Genomic DNA, 21,466 nt, shown 5'->3' on the forward strand with positions numbered 1-21,466 from the left:
ATCAGGCAGGGAGGACACCTGCGAGGCGATCTTGAACCATCTGCCAGCGTTCCGCTGGAATGCGGCGAGCATTCATCGCCGTGTGCAGGAGATCATGATCGAATCCGTGGGCGCCCATGTGATCGATAAGAGATTCATAGCGATCAGGTCGATCCCGGAGGATCTCCGTAGCCAACCGGAGTTCCAGGCGAACCGTTGATCTCGTACCTGGCGAAGTACTGCATAGCCTCCTGGATCCAGGATGCCGGGTAAAGGCAGGGATACGCTTCGAGGGCCGCGGCAAACGTGTCCACGTCCTCTCGTCCGGCCACTAAGAGGTCGATGTCCCCGACCGGGAGATGGACACCCTGCAGGAGAGCAGCGCTGGTGCCACCCACCCGATAATCGAAGTCGGCGTCAGCGGAGAGGCGCTCGAGCTGCCTGGTACCGGCGCAGGCGCGGGCCCTCCCCAAGCGCTCCTGGTTCGGCCGCCTCACTGGGACACGCTGCGTGACGCGGCAAGCCACGTCACGCAGCGTCATCCGGATGCGGTGACAACACTTGGGTAAGGTCGCGTCAACTTTTGACCGTGAAACTGTAGGTAGCAGCGGATATGCGCACCCCCGCCGCACTCAGCATGCTCACGGTGAGCTGCTGCGTACCCGCCTGGTTGGGCGTGATGGTCACTGCTGAGAACCCGTCCGGGCCGACGGGGACGTCCACGGCTTGTTCCATCAGCTGGTAGTGGAACGTGACCGCGTCCGTAACGCCGTTCGTCCCGAACACGAACTCTCCGGGCACGCCGACGCCACCACCTCCTGTGTCGCCGGGCGGATAGGTGGTGGAGGAGATGATGGGTGGAGCCGCGCTGCGCACCCGGAAGGAGTAGGTGGCGCTCGGACCTGGGTTACCCGCCCGGTCAACCGACCGGACCGTCAACTTCTGCGTGAGCAGATTGACGGGAGTGAAGGTTATCGTCGCCGCTCCATCGCTCCCGGCGGGGATGGTTCCCCAGGACGATATGGGGGTGATCATGTATTCGAAGGCAGTCACGTCCGTGACGCCATTCGAGGTGACTGTGAAGGTCCCCGGTAGTCCGACGCGGCCACCCACCTGGTTCTCGGGGAAGTCGGTCGAACTGATGACGGGAGGCTTGCCCGGCGGTGTTGTATCGAGTGTGAACTCCGGCTGCCAGGCGCTCCATTCGCCCAGATCCCATCGGTGCTGGTAACCGTCGGGGGTCAGGACGCGGTACCGGTTTTCCGCGCGGACCCGCCAGGTGTAGGAGCCGCCATCGGCCAATTGGCCGGCGGGGACGGTGACGCAGTGCTGATAGCCGGCGCGCTGCTCGCCGGAGGTAGCCTCGTCGATCTTGTTGCCGCCCGTGTCCGCCCACTCGAACCGGGCCCGCAGAACGTCCCCGCCATCAGTGTCGGGGTCCGTCAAGGTCGCAAGCAACGATGGGGTCGTCGTCCTGAGGTACGGCCCAGCAGGAAGGGGATGGTGACAGTCCTGGTTGGAGATGAGGAATTCGGAAGGTACATCCGGCCTGGTGTTGTACTTGAGCACCAGTCCGGGGCCGGTACTGCCCCGGAAGGGCGATGTACGGAACAGGTGACGGCCGGGAACGGTCTCGTCCGCTGATTTCAGGCCGAAAGTGATGAACTTGTCACCTCGGGCAGCCGCCTCCGTAACCGCCTCGATGGCATCCCATTCCAAGTACGTGCGCGGGCATGGCAGGACGGGAACGGTGTAGAGCTTTCGCAACCACCTGGGTTGGTGCTTCCATGTCGTCTCCGGCGAGATGGACTCGGTCTCCCACAGTTCGATGCCCGGCTCGCAGTCCGATCCTTCCCGGACCTGCAGGGCGAGATAGGCGGTGAGGATGCGCGTGTCCGCATACTTGGAGATGTCTATCTGGAAGAAGGAGCGGGTGATGTCCGGCGGCGGAGCTGTACGGCCGACGGGTGCATCGTCGTCTCCGTCCCAGGTCGGCTGGTACTCTACCCAGTGCGCTTGATTTTGATGCTTTGAAGTGACAGAGGCCCACGATGTGGGACTCACCGCCACCGAGCTCGTGGCCAACGCTGGCGTCCCAGCGGAGAAAAGCAGCACGGTTATGGTCACAGCCAGACTGCCGAGTAATCGGCTCATTATGGTTCCCCTGTTGTGTCGCTCAGGACTCGGATTTCTCATCCGTAAGACTGGCAAATGCGGCGCAAAAGTTCCCATTCGCCACCGTGTTCCCAGATTTGTTGATCCAATCAGTTCGTGGGCTTCTGGACCGCTGGAGACTGTCGCCGGTATCCATTCAGGCCTCCTGCTGAGCTGGGCGTCTGGTTTGAGGTAGACCCGCCGGTTTCCGCTGAATACGTGGATCTTGATGTGGTGCGTCGTACTTGATCTGGTGACCCGCGATCCCGCGAGCTGGAGCCGTGAGGAACTGCTGACCGCTCTGGCCGAGCGGGACGCCGTGATTGCCGCGTTGATGGCCGAGATTGAGCAGTTGAAGCGGCGGGTGGGGATGGATTCCTCGAACTCCTCGCTGCCGCCAGGCTCAGATGGGCTGGCGGCACGGGACAAACGCGCCAAGAAGCCGAAGAAGCGCTCGCCCCGGCCACGCGGTGGACAGTGCGCCTGCCGATAATGTCATCCGTCCAGGCCATGGGCTTGCAGGGCTTAGCGCGGTGTGACGCGATTTCCGGCCACCAGGAGAGGGACCAAGTGCGGCACGATGATCGGCCGTGCTTCTTCGCCTGGCCTATCTCACCGTCACGAACACCTTCGCCGCGCTGCGGTTGCTGCCCATGGGCGATCGGGACAAGGACGTGGAAATTCTCGCCCTGCGCCACCAGATCACCGTCCTTGAACGGCAACTCGGCGCCGACACCAGAGTCAGATTCGCCCCCGAGGACCGGGCCTTTCTCGCCGCGCTCCTGACCTCGCTGCCCCGCGAGGTCCTACGCCGGCTACGGCTTCTCGTCCGCCCGGACACCGTCCTGCGCTGGCACCGCGATCTGATGCAACGGCGCCATGCCCGTACCTGTCGGCCGAAGCGGCCTGGCCGCCCGCCCACGGTCCGCTCCATCCGCGCTCTCATCCTGCGTCTGGTCCGGGAGAACCCCGGCTGGGGATACCGGCGGGTGCACGGCGAGCTCACCACGCTGGGCATCAAGGTCGCGCCCTCCACCGTCTGGAGACCCTCAAGCGGGAAGGGCTCGATCCGGCGCCCGAACGGGCATCCAGCACGCGGGCCGACTTCCTGCGCTCCCAAGCCGACGCCCTGCTGGCCTGCGATTTCGTCGAGACCGTCACCGTGAACGGGCAAAGTCAGTACATCCTGGCCGTCATCGAGCACGCCGGTAGGTGCATTCGCGTGCTGGGCACCACCGCTCACCCGACCGCCGACGGGGTCGTCCAGGCGATCAGAAATCTCGTGATGGACCTGAACGATGCGAACTGCCGGGCACGCTTTCTGATCCGAGACCGGGATGGGAAGTTCCCCGCCCTCATGGACGAGGTCCTCGCCGAGGCTGGCATCCAGACCGTACTCACCGGCATCCGGATGCCGCGCATGAACTCCATCATGGAGCGATGGGTGCAGTCCTGCCGCCACGAACTCCTGGACCGCTCCCTGCTCTGGAACGAACGAGACCTACGGCACGCCCTACGCGAGTACGAACACTTCTATAACTAGCACCGAGCACACCAAGCCCTGGACCAAGCCGCCCCGCTACGCACCGTCCCCGATCCGATCACAAATCCTGAGCGAATGACCGACCTGAACATACGCCGACGAGACCGGCTCGGCGGCGTCCTCCACGAGTACTCACACGCCGCTTGACCTGCACGGATGGAGTTTTCGGCAGGCGCACTGTCGGTTCCCTGGAACTCCGGACAGGCCGAGGGGCAGTACACGCGAGTGAAGCTGGTCAAGCGGCAGGGCTATGGGAGAGCCAACTTCGATCTCCTGCGAAAGCGAATCCTGCTCCGAGCATGATCCTCAACCCATCCCGAGATCAGCGACAGAGCCCGTTCAGTCGTACTTACCTCTGCACGCCGAGGGGTACGCCGACAGCACTCCGTGATCTACGATGGCTGACCATGGTCGACTCGCGCCCGCTTCGCCCCGGCGAACCTGAGCAGGTCGGACCGTATCGGCTCCTCGCTTGTCTGGGGGAGGGCGGCCAGGGCGCGGTATACCGAGCCTGCAACGCGGCGGGCGATGAAGTCGCGATCAAGTTGCTTCACGCCCGCCTGGACGGCGACGAGCGTGCCTCGGCCCGCTTCCTGCGCGAGGCCAAGGCGGCGCGTCAGGTTGCCCAGTTCTGCACCGCGCGGGTGCTGGACGCCGGGATCCACGAGGGCATTTCCTACATCGTCACTGAGCTCGTCGACGGCGAGTCGCTGGACAAGGTGGTCAGACGCGAGGGGCCGCGCGACTTCGGCGCGCTGGAACGGCTGGCCGTGAGCACCGCCACCGCGCTGGCCGCCATTCACCGCGCAGGCATCGTGCACCGGGACTTCAAACCGCAGAACGTGCTGCTCGGGCCCGACGGCGTCCGCGTGATCGACTTCGGCATCGCCAAGATGGTGGGCTCGTCTGCCTCGACCACTCAGGGCCTGATCGGCACTCCCGCCTACATGTCGCCGGAACAGATCTCCGGTGGGGAGGTCGGTCCAGCCTCTGACATGTTCTGCTGGGCTGCCACCCTGCTGTTCGCCGCGACGGGTCGGAACGTGTTCAACGGTGAGAACGTGGCCGCGGCGATGCATCGCGTTCTGCACCACGAACCGGAGCTACCGCCGTTGCCCGAGCCGCTGCGCGAGCTCGTGACCAGGGCTCTGGCCAAGGACCCGCGCCGGCGCCCCGCCGCTCATGAGGTCATCCTGCGGATCGTCGGGCACGACCCCTTAGCTGGATCCGGGCGGCCCTCCGGGGAAGGCTCGCACGCTGGTAACCATCCGCTCGCCGAGGCCGGCCGACAGACAACGAATCCGCTCTTGGAACGGACGCGACCCAGGGCCAGGCTCCCGATTGTGGCCGGAACGCTGGCGATCACGCTCGCGGCGACCGCCGCGCTGCTGTGGCTGCTTCCCGGCAGCGGCGACCGACTCACCACCATCGACCTCGGGAACGGCCACGACGTCGTCGCGGTGGCATTGGCGGGGGAGCGCGCGCTGGTGGCCGAGGAGTCCGCGGTGACCTTCTGGGACCTCGCGGCGGACAAGCACCTGTCGCTTGCCCACCTTCCTTCCCAGACCGCAGACATCACCTCGATGGCGGCGTCCCGAGAGCTCGCCCTAACTGGGCACGCCGACGGCACGGTGAGCCTGTGGAACGTGGCCGGCGACGATTACGCCGACAACCTCGATGGGCACGTCAAACGCGTCAACGCCGTGGCACTCGCGCAACTGGAGGGCAAGACCGTGGGTCTCACCGGCGGCGCCGATCGGACCATCCGCGTCTGGGACCTGAACTCCAGGAGCCACATCCGGACCATCGACGCCGGACTGGGCGAGATCGCCGCGCTGGCCGCCATCGAGGTTGACGGCACGCCGGTGGCCGTCTCACTCGATGGGCCTGATGACACGCTGCGGCTGTGGGACCTGCGCAGCGGAAAGCAGCTCGGCGCGCCGCTGGCCGAGGAGACAGGAAACGGCATCGCGGTCGGGAACCTGGACGGAACGCCCATCGTGGTCTCCAGCGATCTGCGCGTATGGGATCTGCGGACCCGGCGGTTGATCAGGGAGATTGAGGCTCCGGGCGACACATTGGCCAATGCGGTGGGTGTCGGCACAGTGGATGGGGCTCCGGTAATCGTCTCCACCGTGCAGGGGGCGGACCTGGACTACGAGGCGATTCAGATGTGGAACCTTCGCACTGGGGCGCCTGTGGGGTCCTTGATCGAGATTGATTATGTGCCGGATTCGCTTGCGGTGGGGGCTGTGAAGGGCGCGCCTGTGGTCATGGTGGGCCAGTCAACGGACGCGGGCGTCTGGCGCCTTCGCCTGAACTGACTGGTTGTCTCACAAGGGGATCCGGTGTGCCGGGGTCTCCACCGCCTCCCGCGCCGCTGACGCCGCGGACGGCGCGCGAAATCGTCCTGTAGGGCGCCATAACTCGCGTGCCTGGTTTGAGCTGGGGTTTCTCCGACCCAGCTATGCGGCTCGGCGGTACTCGTTGATTACTCCTCCGAGTCTCGTGTGGCGTTCGATCCGGCCTTCCATCGGCACCACGACATGCTCATCGTGATCGGGTGGTCGCTGTCCACGGCCCTGATGCGGCCGATGAGCGTTGTAGTGATCGCGGTACTCGTTCAGAACCGAACGCAGGTGGCGTTCGCCGTAGATCAGCATTCGGTCGGTGCACTCGCCGCGTACCGTCCGGATCCAGCGCTCGGCATAGCAGTTCGCCCTCGGTGTCCGCGGCGGAGTCTTCAGCACCGTGATACCCACGGCGGCGAACACCTCATCGAAGACGGCAGTGAACTTGGCGTCCCGATCACGGATAAGAAAGCGAAACGACCCTGCCCGCTCGCCAAGGTCGATCAGGAGATTACGGGCCTGCTGAGCGGTCCATGCGCCGGTCGGGTGGCTGGTCACGCCCAAGACGTGCACGTGTCGCGTGCGGACCTCCATCACGAACAACACGTACAGGCGCTTCAGAAAGATCGTGCCAACATTGAAGAAGTCGCAGGCCAGGAGACCTTCGGCCTGCGACCGCAAGAAGATCCGCCAGGACGTGTCGAGATGTCGGGACGCCGGACAAAAGCGGCTCCAGCGCAGGATGCGCCGCACGGTCGCCTCGCTGACCTGGAAGCCGAGTCGCACCACCTCGCCGTGCACCCGTCGATGACCCCACCCGGGATTCTCGCTCGCCAATCGAATAACCAGGTCACAAATCTCCTGGCTCGTTCCTGGACGCCCGGACCGACGCGGGTAGGTCCAGGCCCGGCGCAACAGACGACGATGCCATGCCATCAACGTTGCCGGGGTGACCAGCCGATGGGCGCGCAGCACCGCCGGCAACCACCGGGCCAGCAGGAACAAACCCCGTCAAGCCACAGGTCAGAGCTATCGTGACTGCGTTTTGACGCGGTACACGTGCGGCTGACGCTGGAAAGCGGTCCCGCGTTCGATGTCGCCGTCCTCGACCAGGCGCTGACCGCCGATCACACGGAACTGTGGACCGGCGTCACAGTCGGCAGGGGGAGCCGTTCGACTCGATGCACCTCTGGATCGCGTGCGGCTACCTCTACGTCCGGTACCGCCCTCAGGAGGTTGAGGTGTCGTCGTACCCGTTTACGAGCTGCTGCGTTTTGAGCAGATGCAGGCCTTGGCCCACGAACTGCACTAGGCCGGGGCAGATGGGCGCCTACACGTGACCCGCTACATCCAGCAGGTCCTGGAGCTCACGCCCTTCTCTTTTGAGCGCGGCCAGCGCTGACGTGACCGCGAGTTATCCTGGCAACTGCAGCGGTGCCTGTTCGAGCCGGACCGCTACAGCGTCGAACTACTAGCCAGTCGTGTACGGGTGTGTCTAGAGAACGGGCCAGAGTTATCGATTTATAGGCCCGCGAAGAGCTTGAGTTGAGGAAGGGCTAATTCTCTACGAGCAGGGTCGGTTACGCCGAGTCCTTCTGCAGGAGCCAAGCAGAGCACTCCGATCTTTCCTACGTGTGCGTTCTGCTGAACCCGCTTGATCGCGAGGGGCGCGTTGTCCAACGGGAGGGTCGCGGACAGGGTCGGATGGATGACGCTGCGAGCGATAAGCCTGTTGGCAAGCCAGGCCTCGCGGTAGTTGGCGAAGTGCGTTCCGACGATGCGTTTAAGGTTCGTCCAGAGGTAGCGATTGTCGAAGGAGTGCTCATAGCCCGTGGTCGAGGCACAGGTCACGATTGTGCCGCCGCGGCGGGTGACGTAGACGCTGGCCCCGAAGGTTTCCCGTCCTGGATGCTCGAAGACGATGTCGGGGTCCTCGCCTCCTGTCAGCTCACGTATACAGGCACCCAGTCGTCGCCATTCTCTGGGATTGGGCCTCGCGTCTTCGTTCCAAAATGCGAATCCTTCCGCGGCCCTGTCGATGATGTGTTCCACCCCCATGTGGTGGCAGATCTCCGCCTTGGCTGTGGATGAGACCACACACACGGGAACGGCGCCGCCGTTGAGCACCAGTTGCGTCGCGTAGGAGCCTAGACCGCCGCAGGCGCCCCAGATCAGAACTATGTCTCCCTGCTTCATGTCTGCACCGTTGCGGGAAACTAGTTGGCGATAGGCGGTGGAGTGCACGAGTCCGGAGCAGGCCGCTTCTTCCCAGGTGAGGTGCTCAGGTTTGGGCATCAGTTGATTGGACCTGACGAGGGCGAGCTCGGCCAGCCCGCCGAAGTTCGTCTCGTATCCCCAAATGCGTTGTTCCGGGTCGAGCATCGCATCGTCATGTCCGTCCGGGCTCTCCAATTCAACCGAGAGACAGTGGCTCACCACCCGGTCGCCGGGCTTCCAGCGATGCACCCCTGCTCCTACGCGCAGCACGATCCCGGCCAGGTCGGAACCGAGCACGTGGTAGGGCCGGTCGTGGCGACTCGCTGCTCCGCCGCGGCGAGCGTATCGATCGAGGAACACGAACGTGGGTAGCGGGTGGAAGATCGCGGACCAGACGGTGTTGTAGTTGATGGAGCTGGCCATTACCGCGATGAGCGCCTCTCCGGGCGCGAGGGGTGGCACCGGAACCTCGTCGAGGTGAAGCGAGACCTGTGGGTCTCGCTGTCCAGATTCGATTCCTTGGAAGATCTCGGTCTCGTCCCGGTGGACCGTGAGCGCACGATAGGAATTGGGGAGGGGTACAGAACGCCATTCCACGGCCGTATCAGCGTCGGCAAGCGCCGCGTCGAGGATCTCGCGCATGTGGTGCTCCTCCAGTTGAAGTGGTTTTCGTCGGCCGCGTATGGCGGGCAGAAACGCAGCCGCCGATCGACGGGTCCAACTCGCTCAAAGCTTCCGGATGTCCCTTGAAGTCTTGGATGGAGAGTCGATGGGTGTTGAGTCTCCACAGATGGCCTGCTCGCCGCCTTCCGCGAGTGTTGTGTGGTGCTGATTGTGCGAGCGTGCCTGACTAGGTTTGGGATATTGATGCTGGTGGGCAAGGACAGAGCTGGCATGTTCAACAGGCATGACTGTGCCTATGCATTGGCGCAGCAAGCCGGTCAGAATGTCGCGGGCACCGCATTCGATGAAGCCTGTGATGCCGTCGGCGTAGAGGCGCCGCAAAGTGCTGAGAAAGCGTACTGGTTCCACCAGTGTGCGGCTGAGCAGGTGGGCGACGTTGTCGGTCGCCTGCAGGCTCCGCGCCAGGATGTCACTGTAGAAAGGGACTCGAGGCGGAGCGAAGTGCACTCCGCGCAGAGTCTGATAGAGGGCGTGTGCCGCATCCGCGAAGCCAGGGCTGTGAAACGGATGCGGCACTGGTAGATCTGTCGTCCATACGCCACAGGCGCGTGCGGCATCTGCGACGGTTGCACGTACCGGGTGTGGTCCGGACACCACGGTTTGTTCGGGGGCGTTCTCTGCAGCAAGGACGACTCGTGGATCGGCACACGCAGCGAGGAGATGTGCAGTACGCGGGGCATTCATTCCCATTGCGGTCATGCCGCCGGGGGGCGCGAACCGTGCGACCGCTTCCATCCGTGCGCATACCACGTGAGTAGCACTTTCCAGCATGAGCGCGCCGGCCGCTGTCAGGGCGGCGACGTCGCCGAAGCTGTGACTCAGTACGGCGTCCGGGGGGCGTTCGTACTTGCTGATGAGCATTGCGTGGACGGCCATGGAATCGGCGAAGACGGCTAACTGGATTAGATTGGGCGTTTCATTGAGCAGATCCTCGAGCGTGGCGCTGCGAGGGTCCACAACGAGCGGAGTGACGGGGTCGTAGCCGTATAATCCGGCCACGGTGTCGATGCGCTGCAGCACGTCGGCGACTTGTGGTGCGGCGGCGGCTTGGGCGGCGCATCCGGGCTGATGGGAGCCTTGTCCGGGGAATAGAAATGCGATCTCTGCCATGGCTCCGCCGACGATCATGTGATCAACGCACGGCTGAGATCGGTGTTCATAAGCCGGCAGGTCTTCAGTACTTCTTCGGGCCACGGCTCCGGAGTCATTGTCTCGCCGTCCGGGCGCATGTTGGCCCACTGCTGTTCGCCGCGGGCGACGAGCTCCTCTGCGCCGGTACGGCTGATGCGGTAATAGACAAATTCTCCTTTCATGAGGTGAAGTCGGAGCCACGGAATGGATAGGCGTATAGAGATGAGGTCGTTCGGGTAAATTTCTGTAAGGTACTCGCAGGAGGCAGTGCAGGTTGGCATAACCAGTTCGCCTCGGAGTCTGTTCATATAATCGGGGCAGTAGGCGTAGCCGAAGCGTTCGCGGCAGTGGCCCTGCCACTCGAGGAGGCGTAGGTAATAGACGAAGCCGGCGGCGCTGGTTTCGCCGAAGGTGACGTAGTGGTCGATCGCAAACCAGCGCCGTGCGGTTGGGTTGTCATCGGGGATCAGGCCGGCGGCTCGGCGAGCAGGACTCATGGCTTGCTTCCATGATGGTCGTCGTCGGGCAGGGGAATCGCGACGACGGAACCGAAGGGGTGATCGACGAGGCCGGTGATGCGGGTGATCACCTGACCATTCGATGTGGTAGCCGTGTAGATAGAGCGGCCGAACTCCCCGTGGAGTTGGATGCCCTCGGGGTATGCACGGGCCAGGTCGGCATCGCTGCCGTGGAAAAAGAAGTCGATGCTGTCGATGCCACTCACGGCCCCGATTTCCGCTTGGTCGGCTTCGGGCGCGGGAAAGCAGGTGGAGCGGCCCAGGGCGTCCAGCAGGAGGATCGGAACCGGTGAGCGTCCAAGTGATTCGCCGGGGGCGATGCAAGCCTGGAAGCGGCTTGTTCCATAGCCGTGACCTGCCCTGTTATCCGTGCAGCAGCGGAAGACGCCGGTGAGGTGAATGGGAGATCCGCTCTGACAACAGGGGTCGGCAATGCGTCGTGTGCCGAGCGATGCGATGGGCATCTGGTGTGGAGGGGGCAGGGGCGGGCCCGTGATCACATCGAGTGATGCGTGTTCCCGATTGGCGCGCAGGACACGGCCGGACTGGGTGGTGACATCGGACAGGACGCTAACGCGTACACGGCTGATCTTCCCACGTTCGATGAGGTCGGCGACGACGCGATACTTGGTCGGTCCAGACTGGCGCGGGTCGACCCAGACGAATTCCTTGAAGCGAATGTCGCGGAGACCGGTGACGGTGGTGTGAGGGAGAAGCCGCTGAGCGGCCTCGACGGCCATTGCCACTATGCATGCTCCGGGGAGCACGGGCCTGCCCAGGACAAGGTGTTCCAGCAGGTAGCGGTCAGCCTCGGGATCCGGGCCCCATTGCCAGCGGGCATGGTCTTGGCGTTGTTCGACGGGCTCGCCCAGCAGTCCTGAGCGCAAGGGCTGATTGGGGTTTGGGGAGAACATGCCCGGGTTGCGGTGCTGTGCCAGCGTTCGGTCGTCGCTGGTTGTGTACACAGGGGATGGTTCGGTGGGGTGGGGACGGGCGATTTCGGAGAGGAACAGTGCTGCGCCTTCGTCGTTGTCCACGCCGTGCTTTACGCCGGTGTCAGCAAGGCGATCGCGGTCTTGGGGGGCGGTGACGGATCCTGCTTCTTCCCATAGGCCCCATCCGATGGTGGTTGTGTCAACGCCGAGCAATCGGGCGTCATACCGCGCCGCGGCGGCGAGGAATTCGCTTCCTGCGGCGTAGTCGGTTTCGCCTGCCAGGCCGAACAGGACGATGGAGGAGCCGAAGTTGCACCACCGGCGGGGCGGCACGGACGCGAAAGCTGCTTTGAGGTTGCGGTATCCGTTGACCTTGGTGCCGAGTACCGCGCGGAAGGCTTTGAGCGTTTTGTGATCGTAGTGGGCTGAGTGCTGGTGGAAGGCTGCGTGGAGGAGCAGGTCGATGTGCGGGTGGGTCGAGGTGATCTCGGCAGCGACGCGGTTCAGCGTCTCGGTGTCGGTGACATCGCAGGTTCGGTAGTGCACGTGGTCGTCGCCGCACAAGGCGCGTAGTCGCTCCAAGTTTGCGTTCACCTCGCGGGCTCGCCAGTGCGCTTCGAATCGTTGGTTCAGATCGGCGACCGTAGCCGTGGGGTTATGTCGGCGGCCGGCTGTGATGAATTTGGCGCGCAGCGCTCCATTGTCTTCTTCGGCCGCGTGCAGGATGTCCAGGGGTGCGGCCGCTGGGTCAGTGCGGCCCAGCAGCCAGAGGTGAGCGTGCTCCTGGCGGGCCAGCGCCTTGAGTGCGACGGCCGTGATCCCTCGGGCGCCTCCAACGGCGACGACAACCATGGGGTCGTTCATGGTGCGGGCCGGCTGGGCGCTTCTCTTGTGGGGCTCAGGCAAGGGGACGTACTGCTCGATGTGCCGCAAACCATTGCGGTAGTAGACGATCTGGCAGTTTCTGAGTGCAGTTGCTTCGCGAGCCAGCTCTGCTAGGCCATGGGCGGGGGCGGCGTCAGTGACAACCGCGAAGACTTTCTCGGGTGGGATTTCCCAGCTCAGGCTGCGGAGGAATCCGTTGAACTGGGCAGTTTCCGGATGGACTTGGAAGTCGGTGAGGGGGTCGAACAGGAGAGCTGCCACGTCTCCGTGGGAAAGGCGGGCGCCGAAGCGCTTGAGGGTGAGCAGGGTGAGTTCCAGCAACCGGGTGAGCGTTGGTGTCTCTTGTGGCCAGCGGCCGACGTGTTCCCGTACTGAGCCAATCACGCGAACGCGTGGTTGTAGCTGGTCGAGGGGGGCCAGGACGGGCGCAAGCGACACCTCGTCGGGAATTTCAGGGACGATGGTGGCGTGCTGGGGTGCGGTGTCCGGATCCGTGCTGAACATGATGGCGTCGGCCGCGTGTACTGCAGAGGCGAGTTCCCGGGCCAGCGTCGCCGAGGAGACGAGCACCACCCCGCGGTGAGGTATGTGGTGCTGGGATTCTTGTCCGCGGCCAGGGGCGGGGTCTGCTCGCCGCAGGGTCAGCGCCCAACGGCTGGTTTCCTTCCTGCTCGGTTCGGAAGCGGGTGGCCCGGGGTCGGGGGGAGCGAGGGTGATGCGTATTCCGGGGTCCGGACAGGCCAGTTCATGGTGCCCGCCGCGGTGCACCGCGCGCAGGACGTCCACCGCGCCTTGGGCGCCTAAGTAGTCTCCAGCTTCGGAGTCAAGGTCTCCGAGTGTGTGGCAGTTTGGGCTGTCGGGGCACGTCGACGTTGTAATGCGGGCCAGGACAGGCCACCCCTCCGTGCGGGCCAGGGACTCGCGGGTCAGGGCAAGCAGAAAAGCGCCCTCCGCCAGCCGAGTGTGGTCGTGCCCGGTGAAGTCGGTGACATCAGGCGAGCTGCCCTCATTCATGCACACCACGAGGGCCAGATCGAGTACGCCGCGGGTGAGATAGCGGCAGGCCATGTGGAGTGCCGCGTAGGAGGATCCAGGACCTGCGTCGATGCCCATGCTCGCACCGTGGAGGTCCCAGCGGTTGGTGACCCGGTAGGCGGCCAGGGTCGGCACGCTTCCCGCCAGCATCTCATCAGTGATGCTCTGCCGGGCTCGAATCTCGCCAAGCACGGCGTGCAGGGCGGCGCGGTCCTTCCCCTCCAGGGGAAGGGCATGCTCCAAGTCGGGTGCGCAGGCGCGGATAGTGGCGTCAAGCCAAGTGCGGGTGGGGCCGGTCTGTGCCGTTATGACGCCGGTACGCTCGCGCAAGTTCTCCCATAGTTCGCCGTGTTCAGTGACGAAGCGGTAGGCGACGTCCAAGGCCATTCGGTGGGTACGATCAATGACCCGGGTCACGACGCCCGGCAGTCTGGTGGCGGCGATCGGCGATTCGGGGTAACGGCTTCCGAAGCTCCGGGCCGGGTGCTTCTCACCGGTGGCGAACCAGTGCCGTATCTGCTCTGTGCCGGCCGCGTCGGGCAGATGGGCGCTCCAAGCGACGAGAACGGGCGAGTCCGCGGTCTCGGCGGCCGTGCCGGTGTGCCGGTTGGCGCTCTGGCTTGCGGTCGGGCGATCCTGGACGAGTAAGTGGGCATTGGCCCCTCCGACGCCCAAGCTGCCGACATCGGCGATGCGCGGTCGCTCGGCGCCATCGGGCCAGGGTACGGGTGTAGTGGGGACCCGGACCGGTGATCCGTTCAGCGCGGGGTGCGGATGGGTGAACCGTTGTTGCGCGGGTATCTGCTTGTGGCGCAGTGCGAGGAGGGCGTGTATGACTGACAGACCGCCTGCCGACCAAGCGGCGTGCCCCAGCAGCGACTTGTTGGAAGTGCAGACCACTCCGGTCGCCGGGGCGACCTCGGAAAGAACCTCGATTTCGACCTGATCCCCGGCCAGGGTTCCCGTGCCATGTGCGACCATCCAGTCGATGTCGTCTCCGCTCACCCCTCCTGCTTCCCAGGCGCGTTGCAGTGCCCGACGTTGTCCCGTCGGGTTCGGTGCGGCCATGCTTTTGCCGCGCCCATCGGTGGCTAGGCCAGAGCCGGTCAAATAGCCCAGGACGGGATCGCCATCTACGCGGACCCGGTCCATCCGTTTGAGAGCCAGCATGGTGGCGCCCTCGCCGAAGAGGGTGCCATCCGCCGCAGCGTCAAAGGCGCGCAGGTCACCAGATTTCGACATGCCGTCGAACTTGGCCGCAGAGATCGCCATAAGCCGGCCCATGCCGCTCACCGCGCCGCAGAATGCGATGTCGCAGTCTCCGGTGAGCAGTGCGTGGATACCGAGGTCAATGCTGTACAAGGAGGAGGCGCAGGCGGCGCTCACTGTCAGCCAGTCCGTGCTCTCGGGGAGCAGTCCCGCAATCGCACGCCGTACCAGCATGTCGGGCAGCATCATCCGCGGGGTGGGTGCGGCGTAGGGATAGCGCTTACGCAGGATGTTCCGGAGCCGATGCTCGGCCATGGCACAGACGGTGGTGTCTGTGGCGAGGCGTGCTGCCATCTGGCGTGGAAGGGTAGCGGCGAGGACGGTGTCCTCGACTGCGGAAGAAGCGCCGAGCCAGGTGGCCACGTAGCAGCCGGTTCGGGCGTTGGCCGAGACTGTGGTGGTGTCCAGAGCCTGGAGCAGGGTATGGCGCAGCCACAGCGGTTCGCTGTCGCTCTGGTGCCACCAGCCGCGTTCGATCTCGGCGATCAGCAGGGGGTGAGGGCGGAAGGTAGTGATGTAGCCGCCATTCACGCCGAAGGTTCGGTCCTCTTCGTTTGGGTCGGGCGAGTATAGGGGGGTGGCGTCGAAACGGCAGGGTGGCCGGTGCTGAGGTTCGGGGTTGTTGAGCACCGTCCATAGTTCTTCCGCATTGTTGGCTCCGGGTGCCACTACGCCGCATCCCACGACTGCCACAGGTTCTTGCGCTATGAGTCCCGTGACGGACATAGCATGTCCTTCCTTTCACCCCTGTGTGCCTATCTGTTCGATAAGATCGGCGACTTGTCGGATGGTGCGATAGGTGACGATGCGAATCTCGGAGGTCGGTGTCGGGAGCCGGTAAGCATCCAGGAGTTTCACGAATGCTTGCGTCTGCTTGAGCGAAGAGACGCCCAGATCGCCTTCCAGGTCCACGTCGTCCTCGAAAACCTCCAGAGGGTAATCCAGCATGTCCGCATAGACCTGCTTGATCTGTGCGACGATTTCGTCGCGCGACGGCAGTCCGGCGGACGGCGTTCGCTCCCCTACGGGCGGCACGGTCGCTTCCTGAGACTGCTGGAGTGTGGCGGGCGCGGTCGGAACGGCATCGATTGGTGCGGCGATAGTGTCCGGCATTGTTGATCTCGGCGCAGGCGCGGCCGTTGAGGCAGGAGCGGAGGATGAGACGGCGTGGTCGGCCCCCGTGGAGCCAGGGCGATGGCCCGGTGGAGGATGCGGAGTCCAGGGGCTCGAGATGTCGTCATTCGTGCTGTCCGCAGCTAACGCCCGGAGTGTCTGCTTCAAGGTATGTGCCTGCACCCGTCCGGTAAGTGTGGGTATAGCCCGGGCGGATGCGGGAAGGATCTGGGGCACTAGATCGCTCAGGGTCGATTTGGCGCCGCACTCAATGAAGGTTTCGACCTCTTCGTCGTACAACGTGGTTAGCGCGTTGCGGAAGCCGACCGGCAGGACTAGCAGGCCGGCGAGGAGTTCCCTGATGGCAGCCACATCCGTGATATAGCGGCCGAGCTGTGGCGAGTACACTCTGCGCACGGGCGTCTGTACGGGGATGTGGGCCGTAGCCTGGGCGAAGCGTTGCGCCGCACCGGTGAGTATCGGGTTGTGGAAGGCGCCAGGTGCGGCGAGCCGTGTGGCCTGCACGTCCAACGCCTCGGCGAGGCGTTCCAGCCGCGTGATCGCGTGATCCCGCCCAGAGACCACGACTTGGCGCGGTCCGTTGTCGACTGCCACTGCGAGGGAGCCGTCACCGACTGCCTGGCACATGTGCTCCACCCGGCGCACTGGAGCCTTGACCGCGACCATGGCCCCCTCAGGGAGCGCCATCTCGTCGACCGCGCGGATGCGCTCGCACAAGAGCCGTGCGCCGTCCGCGGGAGTGATGGAGCCGGCGACGACAAGTGCGGTGACTTCGCCGCTGCTGTGGCCGAGAAGTACATCCGAGGGCACCCCTGCTTCCATGAACGCTTCGGCGACAACCAGCGAAGTGGAGTAGAAAGCCAGCCAGAAGCTCTCCGGTCCGCTTTCATCTGTCGCCTCGTCTTGAAGGAGCAGAGGGGCGACCGGATTCCAGCCATATTCCGCGGCGATCGTGTCGATCTGCTTGAGCGTGGTATGCAACTCGGAACCGCTGCTGACAAGGGGTGCGAGCGAACCCGATAGGTAGGCACCGGGATTGGGGAACATCCATGCGTACTTAGGCATGAGTCTTCCACCTCCGAATAGGGGTCATGGCTGCGAAGGCCATAGGTAACTAGGTGTGTCAGCGGGGATAGGGCCGCCGGTCAAATTCACGAGTCCGCTGAAGACCATGTAGGCGAGCAGGAGCACGTTGGCCAGACCGATGCCTGCGAGCAAGCGAAGGATGTTTCCCCACGCGGTGGCGAACATGTCGACGCCACGGAAGAGCCATGGTTCGGTCGCATGGATCTGCGAGACATGCCGCATCATCACCACTGGTGTGATCAGGATGGCGGCGCCCACGGGCTGGGTCAGCGGGAAGCCATACCAGTGACCTTCAAACACGGTCAACTTGGGGACAGGAGCGGCGTACGAGAACACCCCGGTGCTCAGCCAGATCGCTTCCAGGACAATGTCCACGCACACGCCAATCAGTACGCTGACAGCGACCAAACGCACCCATCGCCAATGCGGGCGCCTTCGCGCAATGCGCATAGTGAGTGCGGCCTGCGGCCAGACCCAGAACATCAGCATGAAGTACGCCACACAGCTGACGGTGAGGAGTGTCTCAGCTTGGAGCTCGGGATGCGGGCTGTGCCACCCAGGGATGTAAGGTCCCCAAGTCGTCACGTTCGCGCCGAAGTGAGTGACGGTAAGCGCGATCCGGTGGTAATTGAACAACGGGTCCTGCCAGAAACCGAGGAAGAACCCGAAGTACATAGCCGTGTCGAAGGTGACCCGGCCCACCGCACGACTACGCCGGATGAGCACGACAGCGGTAAGGAGAGCGACGGCGCCGATGACTACCTGCACCACCACCGTGATCACTGCACGGACTGTCGAGATCTCGTAACCGTAGTGGGGAACGGCGTGTGCTCCCCCGTCGGCGACCCACCTTGCGAAGATCCACAACTGGAAGGCGATTGCCATGGTTCCCACCAGGGCAAAGGCGCCGGCTGGTGTGGACCACAAGCGCCGCACAGCCCGGCCCCGGCTACCTGAGGTATCCTTCCTGACCACATGTGATGCCTCGAGATTCATATGGCGCCCTTTCCAGCGGCAACCAATCTCGTATCGATTGCTTACCTCTGACGCTCGGCTGCCAGGAATTGCGGCCAAAGCATGGCATCGGCCGCCGCGTATCCCACCGATCCACTGGGAACGGACACATCGTCGTACGGCCGGTCGGGCCTGCCGTCACAGACCTATTGGCGTATCCCGTCCCCGCGGAAAAGACCGCCGCTTCCGATGGCGACAGCGGTTGGGTTCGATGCCGACATGATCAACACATGCGAGCGCAAACGACTGATGCGTCATTGATATCAGCGCAAGCCGCTTCCATGCCGACAGAAGGAAAGCAAAGCAGCGAGGATCTCGCCGCTAGACGAGATGGCAAGTCCGCTCGGCCACGTGCGTGTCAGGTTTCGCACGGCCGATGTCGGACGGCACGGCCAGATACAGCGATTCGGCGGAGAAAGACCGACCAGCGAGTAGGACGATGATCCTACGCGAGCTCATTTGAGTAGCTCCCTAGTTGAACGGACCCTCCGCCCCGTAGCGGACGGAGGTGGCCCCTCGCCTTCGTCCCTCGCCTCGGATGTGACAGAAGTCTCTCGCCGCAGAAAAAGCTCGTCCAATGCCAAATCGGTCATGCCGCTTCGGCATAGGCTAGAACGACGTCCTGGCCCGCTTCCTCACGTGGGAAACAGTGTGGTCGCCAAGCGTGCCGTCACAGCGAGTGCCAGGCCGACGATGGCGTCCATTCACAGGGTTTCGTGATCGGGTGTCAAGGCGAATGCGATGAGTGGCGGTAGCCAGGGTTTGCCCTCGATGGCGTCGCGGATGGCGTCGAGTGCGCTGACGCCGTGGGACGGCGGCGGAGTCGAGGGGCCACTTGACCACGCGACGCGCTGGCCCGACAGCAGCCCGCCGCGTCCCCCCACCAGGCCTGCTGCCGTGCGCGCGTCACCGGCAGCCCATGGCGCCGGGCAGCACGCCGACGGCGCCCACATCGTGCGGCGATCACGCGGTGGCGCGTGTCCCCCTTCTCCGGCTTCGCAGCCTGCGGCACGGCGCCGGAAGGGGGAGGGCCCGCCGCCCAGGCCCGGGACCTCACTCGGACCTCCCTTCGGCAGCCCCGTCGACCAGCACAGGAGCTGCCATGATCACCCTCACCCCGTCGCGTCCCGACGCCTCCACCGCGGCCTCCGCCGACCCATCCACGACCCATGACAGCGACCAGCCCGCCATCGCCATCGTCGGCGCCTCCATCACCGGGCCCACCCTGGCCCTGTTACTCCACCAGGCCGGACTCACCAACGTCACCGTCCTGGACGCCTCCGAACACCTGCACACGCAGGCCGGTGGCGTCATCGGCCTGGAGCACACCTCGCTGGCCGCCCTGGACACCCTCGGCGTCCCCCAGCACGAGTTCGTCCCCTTCACCAGCGAGCGCGTGGTCGCGGTCAAGCTCGCCGGCCGCCAGGAAACCGGCCGCGTTCACACCATGTACCCGGGCCGGTCCACCGCATGGCACCTCATCAACAGCGCGCTGCTGAAGCGTCTCCCCCAGGGCTGGCTGCGGCTGGGCAGCCGGGTCCAGGACCTGACCGCCGGACCCGACGACCGCGCCCAGCTGCGGATCGCGCACACCGACCCCATCAACGCCGACCTGGTCGTCTTCGCTGACGGCCGCCGCTCGACCGGCCGCCGTCTCCTTGACCCCGGCCGCGACCTGCGCTACAGCGGCTACGTGGCGTGGCGCGGCCAGTCCCCGATCGTCCCGCCCCACCTGCGCGACTACACCCGGCTGGAACCGCCCGGCGCGGGCTTCCACTTGTTCCCCATCATGCAGCGCGACGGCAGCATCGCCACCGACTGGACCTTTTACCTCCATCACTCCGACGAGGAGGTACGCCACCTGCTCAACGCCGACCCCATCGGGCGTACCTACGTCCTGCCCCACCAGATCACTCCGCAGGCCCGGCAGCACGTCACCGATCACGCCCGGCAGGTATGGAGCGGTCTCCCATCATCGGCTCGCCGGTCGCCCAAGGATCGAGGCCACCAACACGACGACCCCGGCACCAGGGCAGGCGCCGGGGTCTTCACGGAGACCCGGCGTCCATTCATGGCGCGGCGCCGAGGTCTTCCTCGTGGAGCGGGGGAACAGGGTCCGCTTCCGGTTGCGGCACCGGCCAGCACAGCCACCACGGGCGGGGCACTGATCTACCCATCCCTGAGCATCCCCTATTTGGGAGTCCTGCCAGGACCATACAGCGGGCGGCCGATGCCTGGGGTGCATCCTTGCGCGGCCGGCCGCCGGCGTCGACCGTGTGTTGCGCGACGTTCGATTTGGCGATGACGGCGTCACTGCCGGTGGCGAGGAGCGTCATGACGTAGGCCCCGCCGGATGAGTTTCCAGCGGGGCCTGGTGGGCGTGTTGTCGCGGTGATGGTCACTCTGTCGTGACTTCGGCGACCGCGGCGCGGGCGGAGGATTCGTCGACGATGGTCTTGTTGTCGATGAACGCGGCCAGCAGGGCCTGGATGGCCAGGTTGTTGACGGCGCGGGGCAGACCACGGCTGGTGGTGTGGATCAGCGAGATGGCGTCGTCGGAGAACAGGGTGTCGGAGCGTCTCCGACGGTGCCCAGCCGGCCTGGGCGCGTCAGATCGGCGCCACCTGGGTGGCGGTGCGCGCCGGGTTCTCCCGCTTGAGCGCGGTCGCCAGTGACAACACCTCCGCCGGGGTGCGCGGCTCGACCCGGACCGGCGGCGGTACCAGCGCCTCGAAGCCACCCGCTCGCCAGGCCCGGATCCACCGGTCCAGGCTGGAGCGCGAGATGCGGACCGGCTGCCCGTCGATGCCGGGGTGCGTCTGTCCGGCCAGGCGGCGCACCAACGCCCCGCGCTGTTTGGCGGTCAGGCCCGCATCCAGCGCGTCTTGGATGATCCGGTAGCGAAACAGCCCGATCTGATGGGCGCGTTCGCGCCGCTTGCGCATCTCGGCCGCGTGATCGGCCATCACGGCTCACCTCCCGGTGATGATCGTTGCCCCGTCATTCGCGACGGGGCGTATCGGTCACCAGGCTCACCAGTCACATCCATCCCGCCCAGGGGTGGCTCGTTTTGATCCACATCGCCGGCCCGGACGGGTGGATCAAGCAGCCTGCCGTGGCCGCCGAGGCCACCAGCCACGGCGACACCGTGCCCATCTGCGGCCAGCGCCGCCCGGCCGCATCGGCCACCGCAGCGATCACCGCCACCACATCGGCCGACACATCGCCGCTCGCCTGCGGCAGCACCGGATCAGCGGCCAGCCCGACCAGCACCACGGCGAAATACGCCCTGATCGCCTCGGCCGCGCGAGCGAACGCCCGCAGCCAGCCCCGCACCGTCGCGCTCGGCCGATCCAGCCGCGCCGCGATCCGGCGATGCCCTGCACCCGCAGCCTTGGCCACCAGCGCAGCGCCGATCACCACCGCCGCGTCCGCCCGGCGCAGCAAGACGGTCACCGGCAACAGCACATGCGTCGCCCGGCATGCACCACACCGACCGCGACGCGGACGCATCACCACCCGCTGCCCGCC

General features: G+C 65.2%; 16 protein-coding genes. 5 read left to right on the top strand and 11 right to left on the bottom strand.

All coding sequences use genetic code 11. From position 1 onward, the window contains the following. Nucleotides 1-143: 143 nt before the first annotated feature. Both ETD86_RS23100 and ETD86_RS23105 read right to left on the bottom strand, forming a co-directional pair. A complete protein-coding gene (locus ETD86_RS23100) occupies nt 144-521 on the bottom strand; it encodes a hypothetical protein (protein WP_138668248.1) in 378 nt (125 codons plus the stop codon). A 34-nt stretch (nt 522-555) separates the two neighbouring features. Then, nucleotides 556-2,133, bottom strand: coding sequence for an Ig-like domain-containing protein (locus ETD86_RS23105; RefSeq protein WP_138668249.1), 1,578 nt, complete (start codon nt 2,131-2,133; stop codon nt 556-558). A 253-nt stretch (nt 2,134-2,386) separates the two neighbouring features. On the opposite strand from ETD86_RS23105, the gene ETD86_RS23110 reads away from it, so the two are divergent. The 4 genes from ETD86_RS23110 to ETD86_RS23125 all read left to right on the top strand — a co-directional run bounded on the left by ETD86_RS23110 (nt 2,387) and on the right by ETD86_RS23125 (nt 6,000). Continuing rightward, nucleotides 2,387-2,626, top strand: coding sequence for a DUF6444 domain-containing protein (locus tag ETD86_RS23110; protein ID WP_138668250.1), 240 nt, complete (start codon nt 2,387-2,389; stop codon nt 2,624-2,626). Nucleotides 2,627-2,723: 97 nt separating this feature from the next. Then, complete coding sequence (locus ETD86_RS57125) at nt 2,724-3,299, top strand: helix-turn-helix domain-containing protein (RefSeq protein ID WP_211370248.1); 576 nt, start codon at nt 2,724-2,726, stop codon at nt 3,297-3,299. Beyond that, a complete protein-coding gene (locus tag ETD86_RS57130; protein ID WP_211370249.1) occupies nt 3,296-3,676 on the top strand; it encodes a hypothetical protein in 381 nt (126 codons plus the stop codon). Before ETD86_RS57125 ends, ETD86_RS57130 begins: the two co-directional genes overlap by 4 nt. 407 nt (nt 3,677-4,083) lie before the next feature. Next, nucleotides 4,084-6,000 carry a WD40 repeat domain-containing serine/threonine protein kinase gene (locus ETD86_RS23125; protein ID WP_170223225.1) on the top strand — a complete coding sequence of 639 codons (1,917 nt, stop codon included), beginning with the start codon at nt 4,084-4,086 and terminating at the stop codon, nt 5,998-6,000. Nucleotides 6,001-6,141: 141 nt separating this feature from the next. On the opposite strand, the gene ETD86_RS23130 is transcribed toward ETD86_RS23125, so the two are convergent. The 7 genes from ETD86_RS23130 to ETD86_RS23160 all read right to left on the bottom strand — a co-directional run bounded on the left by ETD86_RS23130 (nt 6,142) and on the right by ETD86_RS23160 (nt 17,806). After that, nucleotides 6,142-7,032, bottom strand: a complete 891-nt coding sequence (locus tag ETD86_RS23130; protein WP_211370250.1) for an integrase core domain-containing protein — start codon at nt 7,030-7,032, stop codon at nt 6,142-6,144. A gap of 516 nt (nt 7,033-7,548) precedes the next feature. Next, on the bottom strand, nt 7,549-8,886 hold the full coding sequence (ccrA, locus tag ETD86_RS23135) for a crotonyl-CoA carboxylase/reductase (RefSeq protein WP_138668252.1): 1,338 nt from the start codon (nt 8,884-8,886) through the stop codon (nt 7,549-7,551). A gap of 84 nt (nt 8,887-8,970) precedes the next feature. Continuing rightward, on the bottom strand, nt 8,971-10,056 hold the full coding sequence (locus tag ETD86_RS23140) for an ACP S-malonyltransferase (protein ID WP_138668253.1): 1,086 nt from the start codon (nt 10,054-10,056) through the stop codon (nt 8,971-8,973). Further along, the gene (locus tag ETD86_RS23145) at nt 10,053-10,556 is read right to left on the bottom strand and encodes an acyl-CoA thioesterase (RefSeq protein ID WP_138668254.1); all 504 of its coding nucleotides are present in this window, start codon (nt 10,554-10,556) and stop codon (nt 10,053-10,055) included. Before ETD86_RS23145 ends, ETD86_RS23140 begins: the two co-directional genes overlap by 4 nt. Next, nucleotides 10,553-15,427: a beta-ketoacyl synthase N-terminal-like domain-containing protein gene (locus ETD86_RS23150; RefSeq protein WP_138668255.1), complete on the bottom strand. Its 4,875-nt coding sequence runs from the start codon at nt 15,425-15,427 to the stop codon at nt 10,553-10,555. Before ETD86_RS23150 ends, ETD86_RS23145 begins: the two co-directional genes overlap by 4 nt. Nucleotides 15,428-15,442: 15 nt before the next feature. Next, complete coding sequence (locus ETD86_RS23155) at nt 15,443-16,900, bottom strand: acyltransferase domain-containing protein (protein WP_138668256.1); 1,458 nt, start codon at nt 16,898-16,900, stop codon at nt 15,443-15,445. A gap of 24 nt (nt 16,901-16,924) precedes the next feature. Next, entirely contained in the window at nt 16,925-17,806 is an 882-nt protein-coding gene (locus ETD86_RS23160; RefSeq protein WP_170223227.1) for a spirocyclase AveC family protein, read from the bottom strand. A gap of 1,231 nt (nt 17,807-19,037) precedes the next feature. On the opposite strand from ETD86_RS23160, the gene ETD86_RS23165 reads away from it, so the two are divergent. Further along, nucleotides 19,038-20,240 (top strand): FAD-dependent monooxygenase, encoded by a 1,203-nt coding sequence (locus ETD86_RS23165; protein ID WP_138668258.1) that lies wholly within the window; start codon nt 19,038-19,040, stop codon nt 20,238-20,240. A 304-nt stretch (nt 20,241-20,544) separates the two neighbouring features. Here ETD86_RS23165 and ETD86_RS23175 read toward each other — a convergent pair whose 3' ends face one another. Both ETD86_RS23175 and ETD86_RS23180 read right to left on the bottom strand, forming a co-directional pair. Next, complete coding sequence (locus ETD86_RS23175; protein ID WP_138668259.1) at nt 20,545-20,901, bottom strand: helix-turn-helix domain-containing protein; 357 nt, start codon at nt 20,899-20,901, stop codon at nt 20,545-20,547. A gap of 73 nt (nt 20,902-20,974) precedes the next feature. Next, nucleotides 20,975-21,466 (bottom strand): hypothetical protein (locus ETD86_RS23180; RefSeq protein WP_211370251.1); only part of this gene is annotated, 492 nt, incomplete at its 5' end.

Origin of the sequence: Nonomuraea turkmeniaca (genome assembly GCF_005889735.1) — a bacterium.
Taxonomy (GTDB): Bacteria; Actinomycetota; Actinomycetes; order Streptosporangiales; family Streptosporangiaceae; genus Nonomuraea; species Nonomuraea turkmeniaca.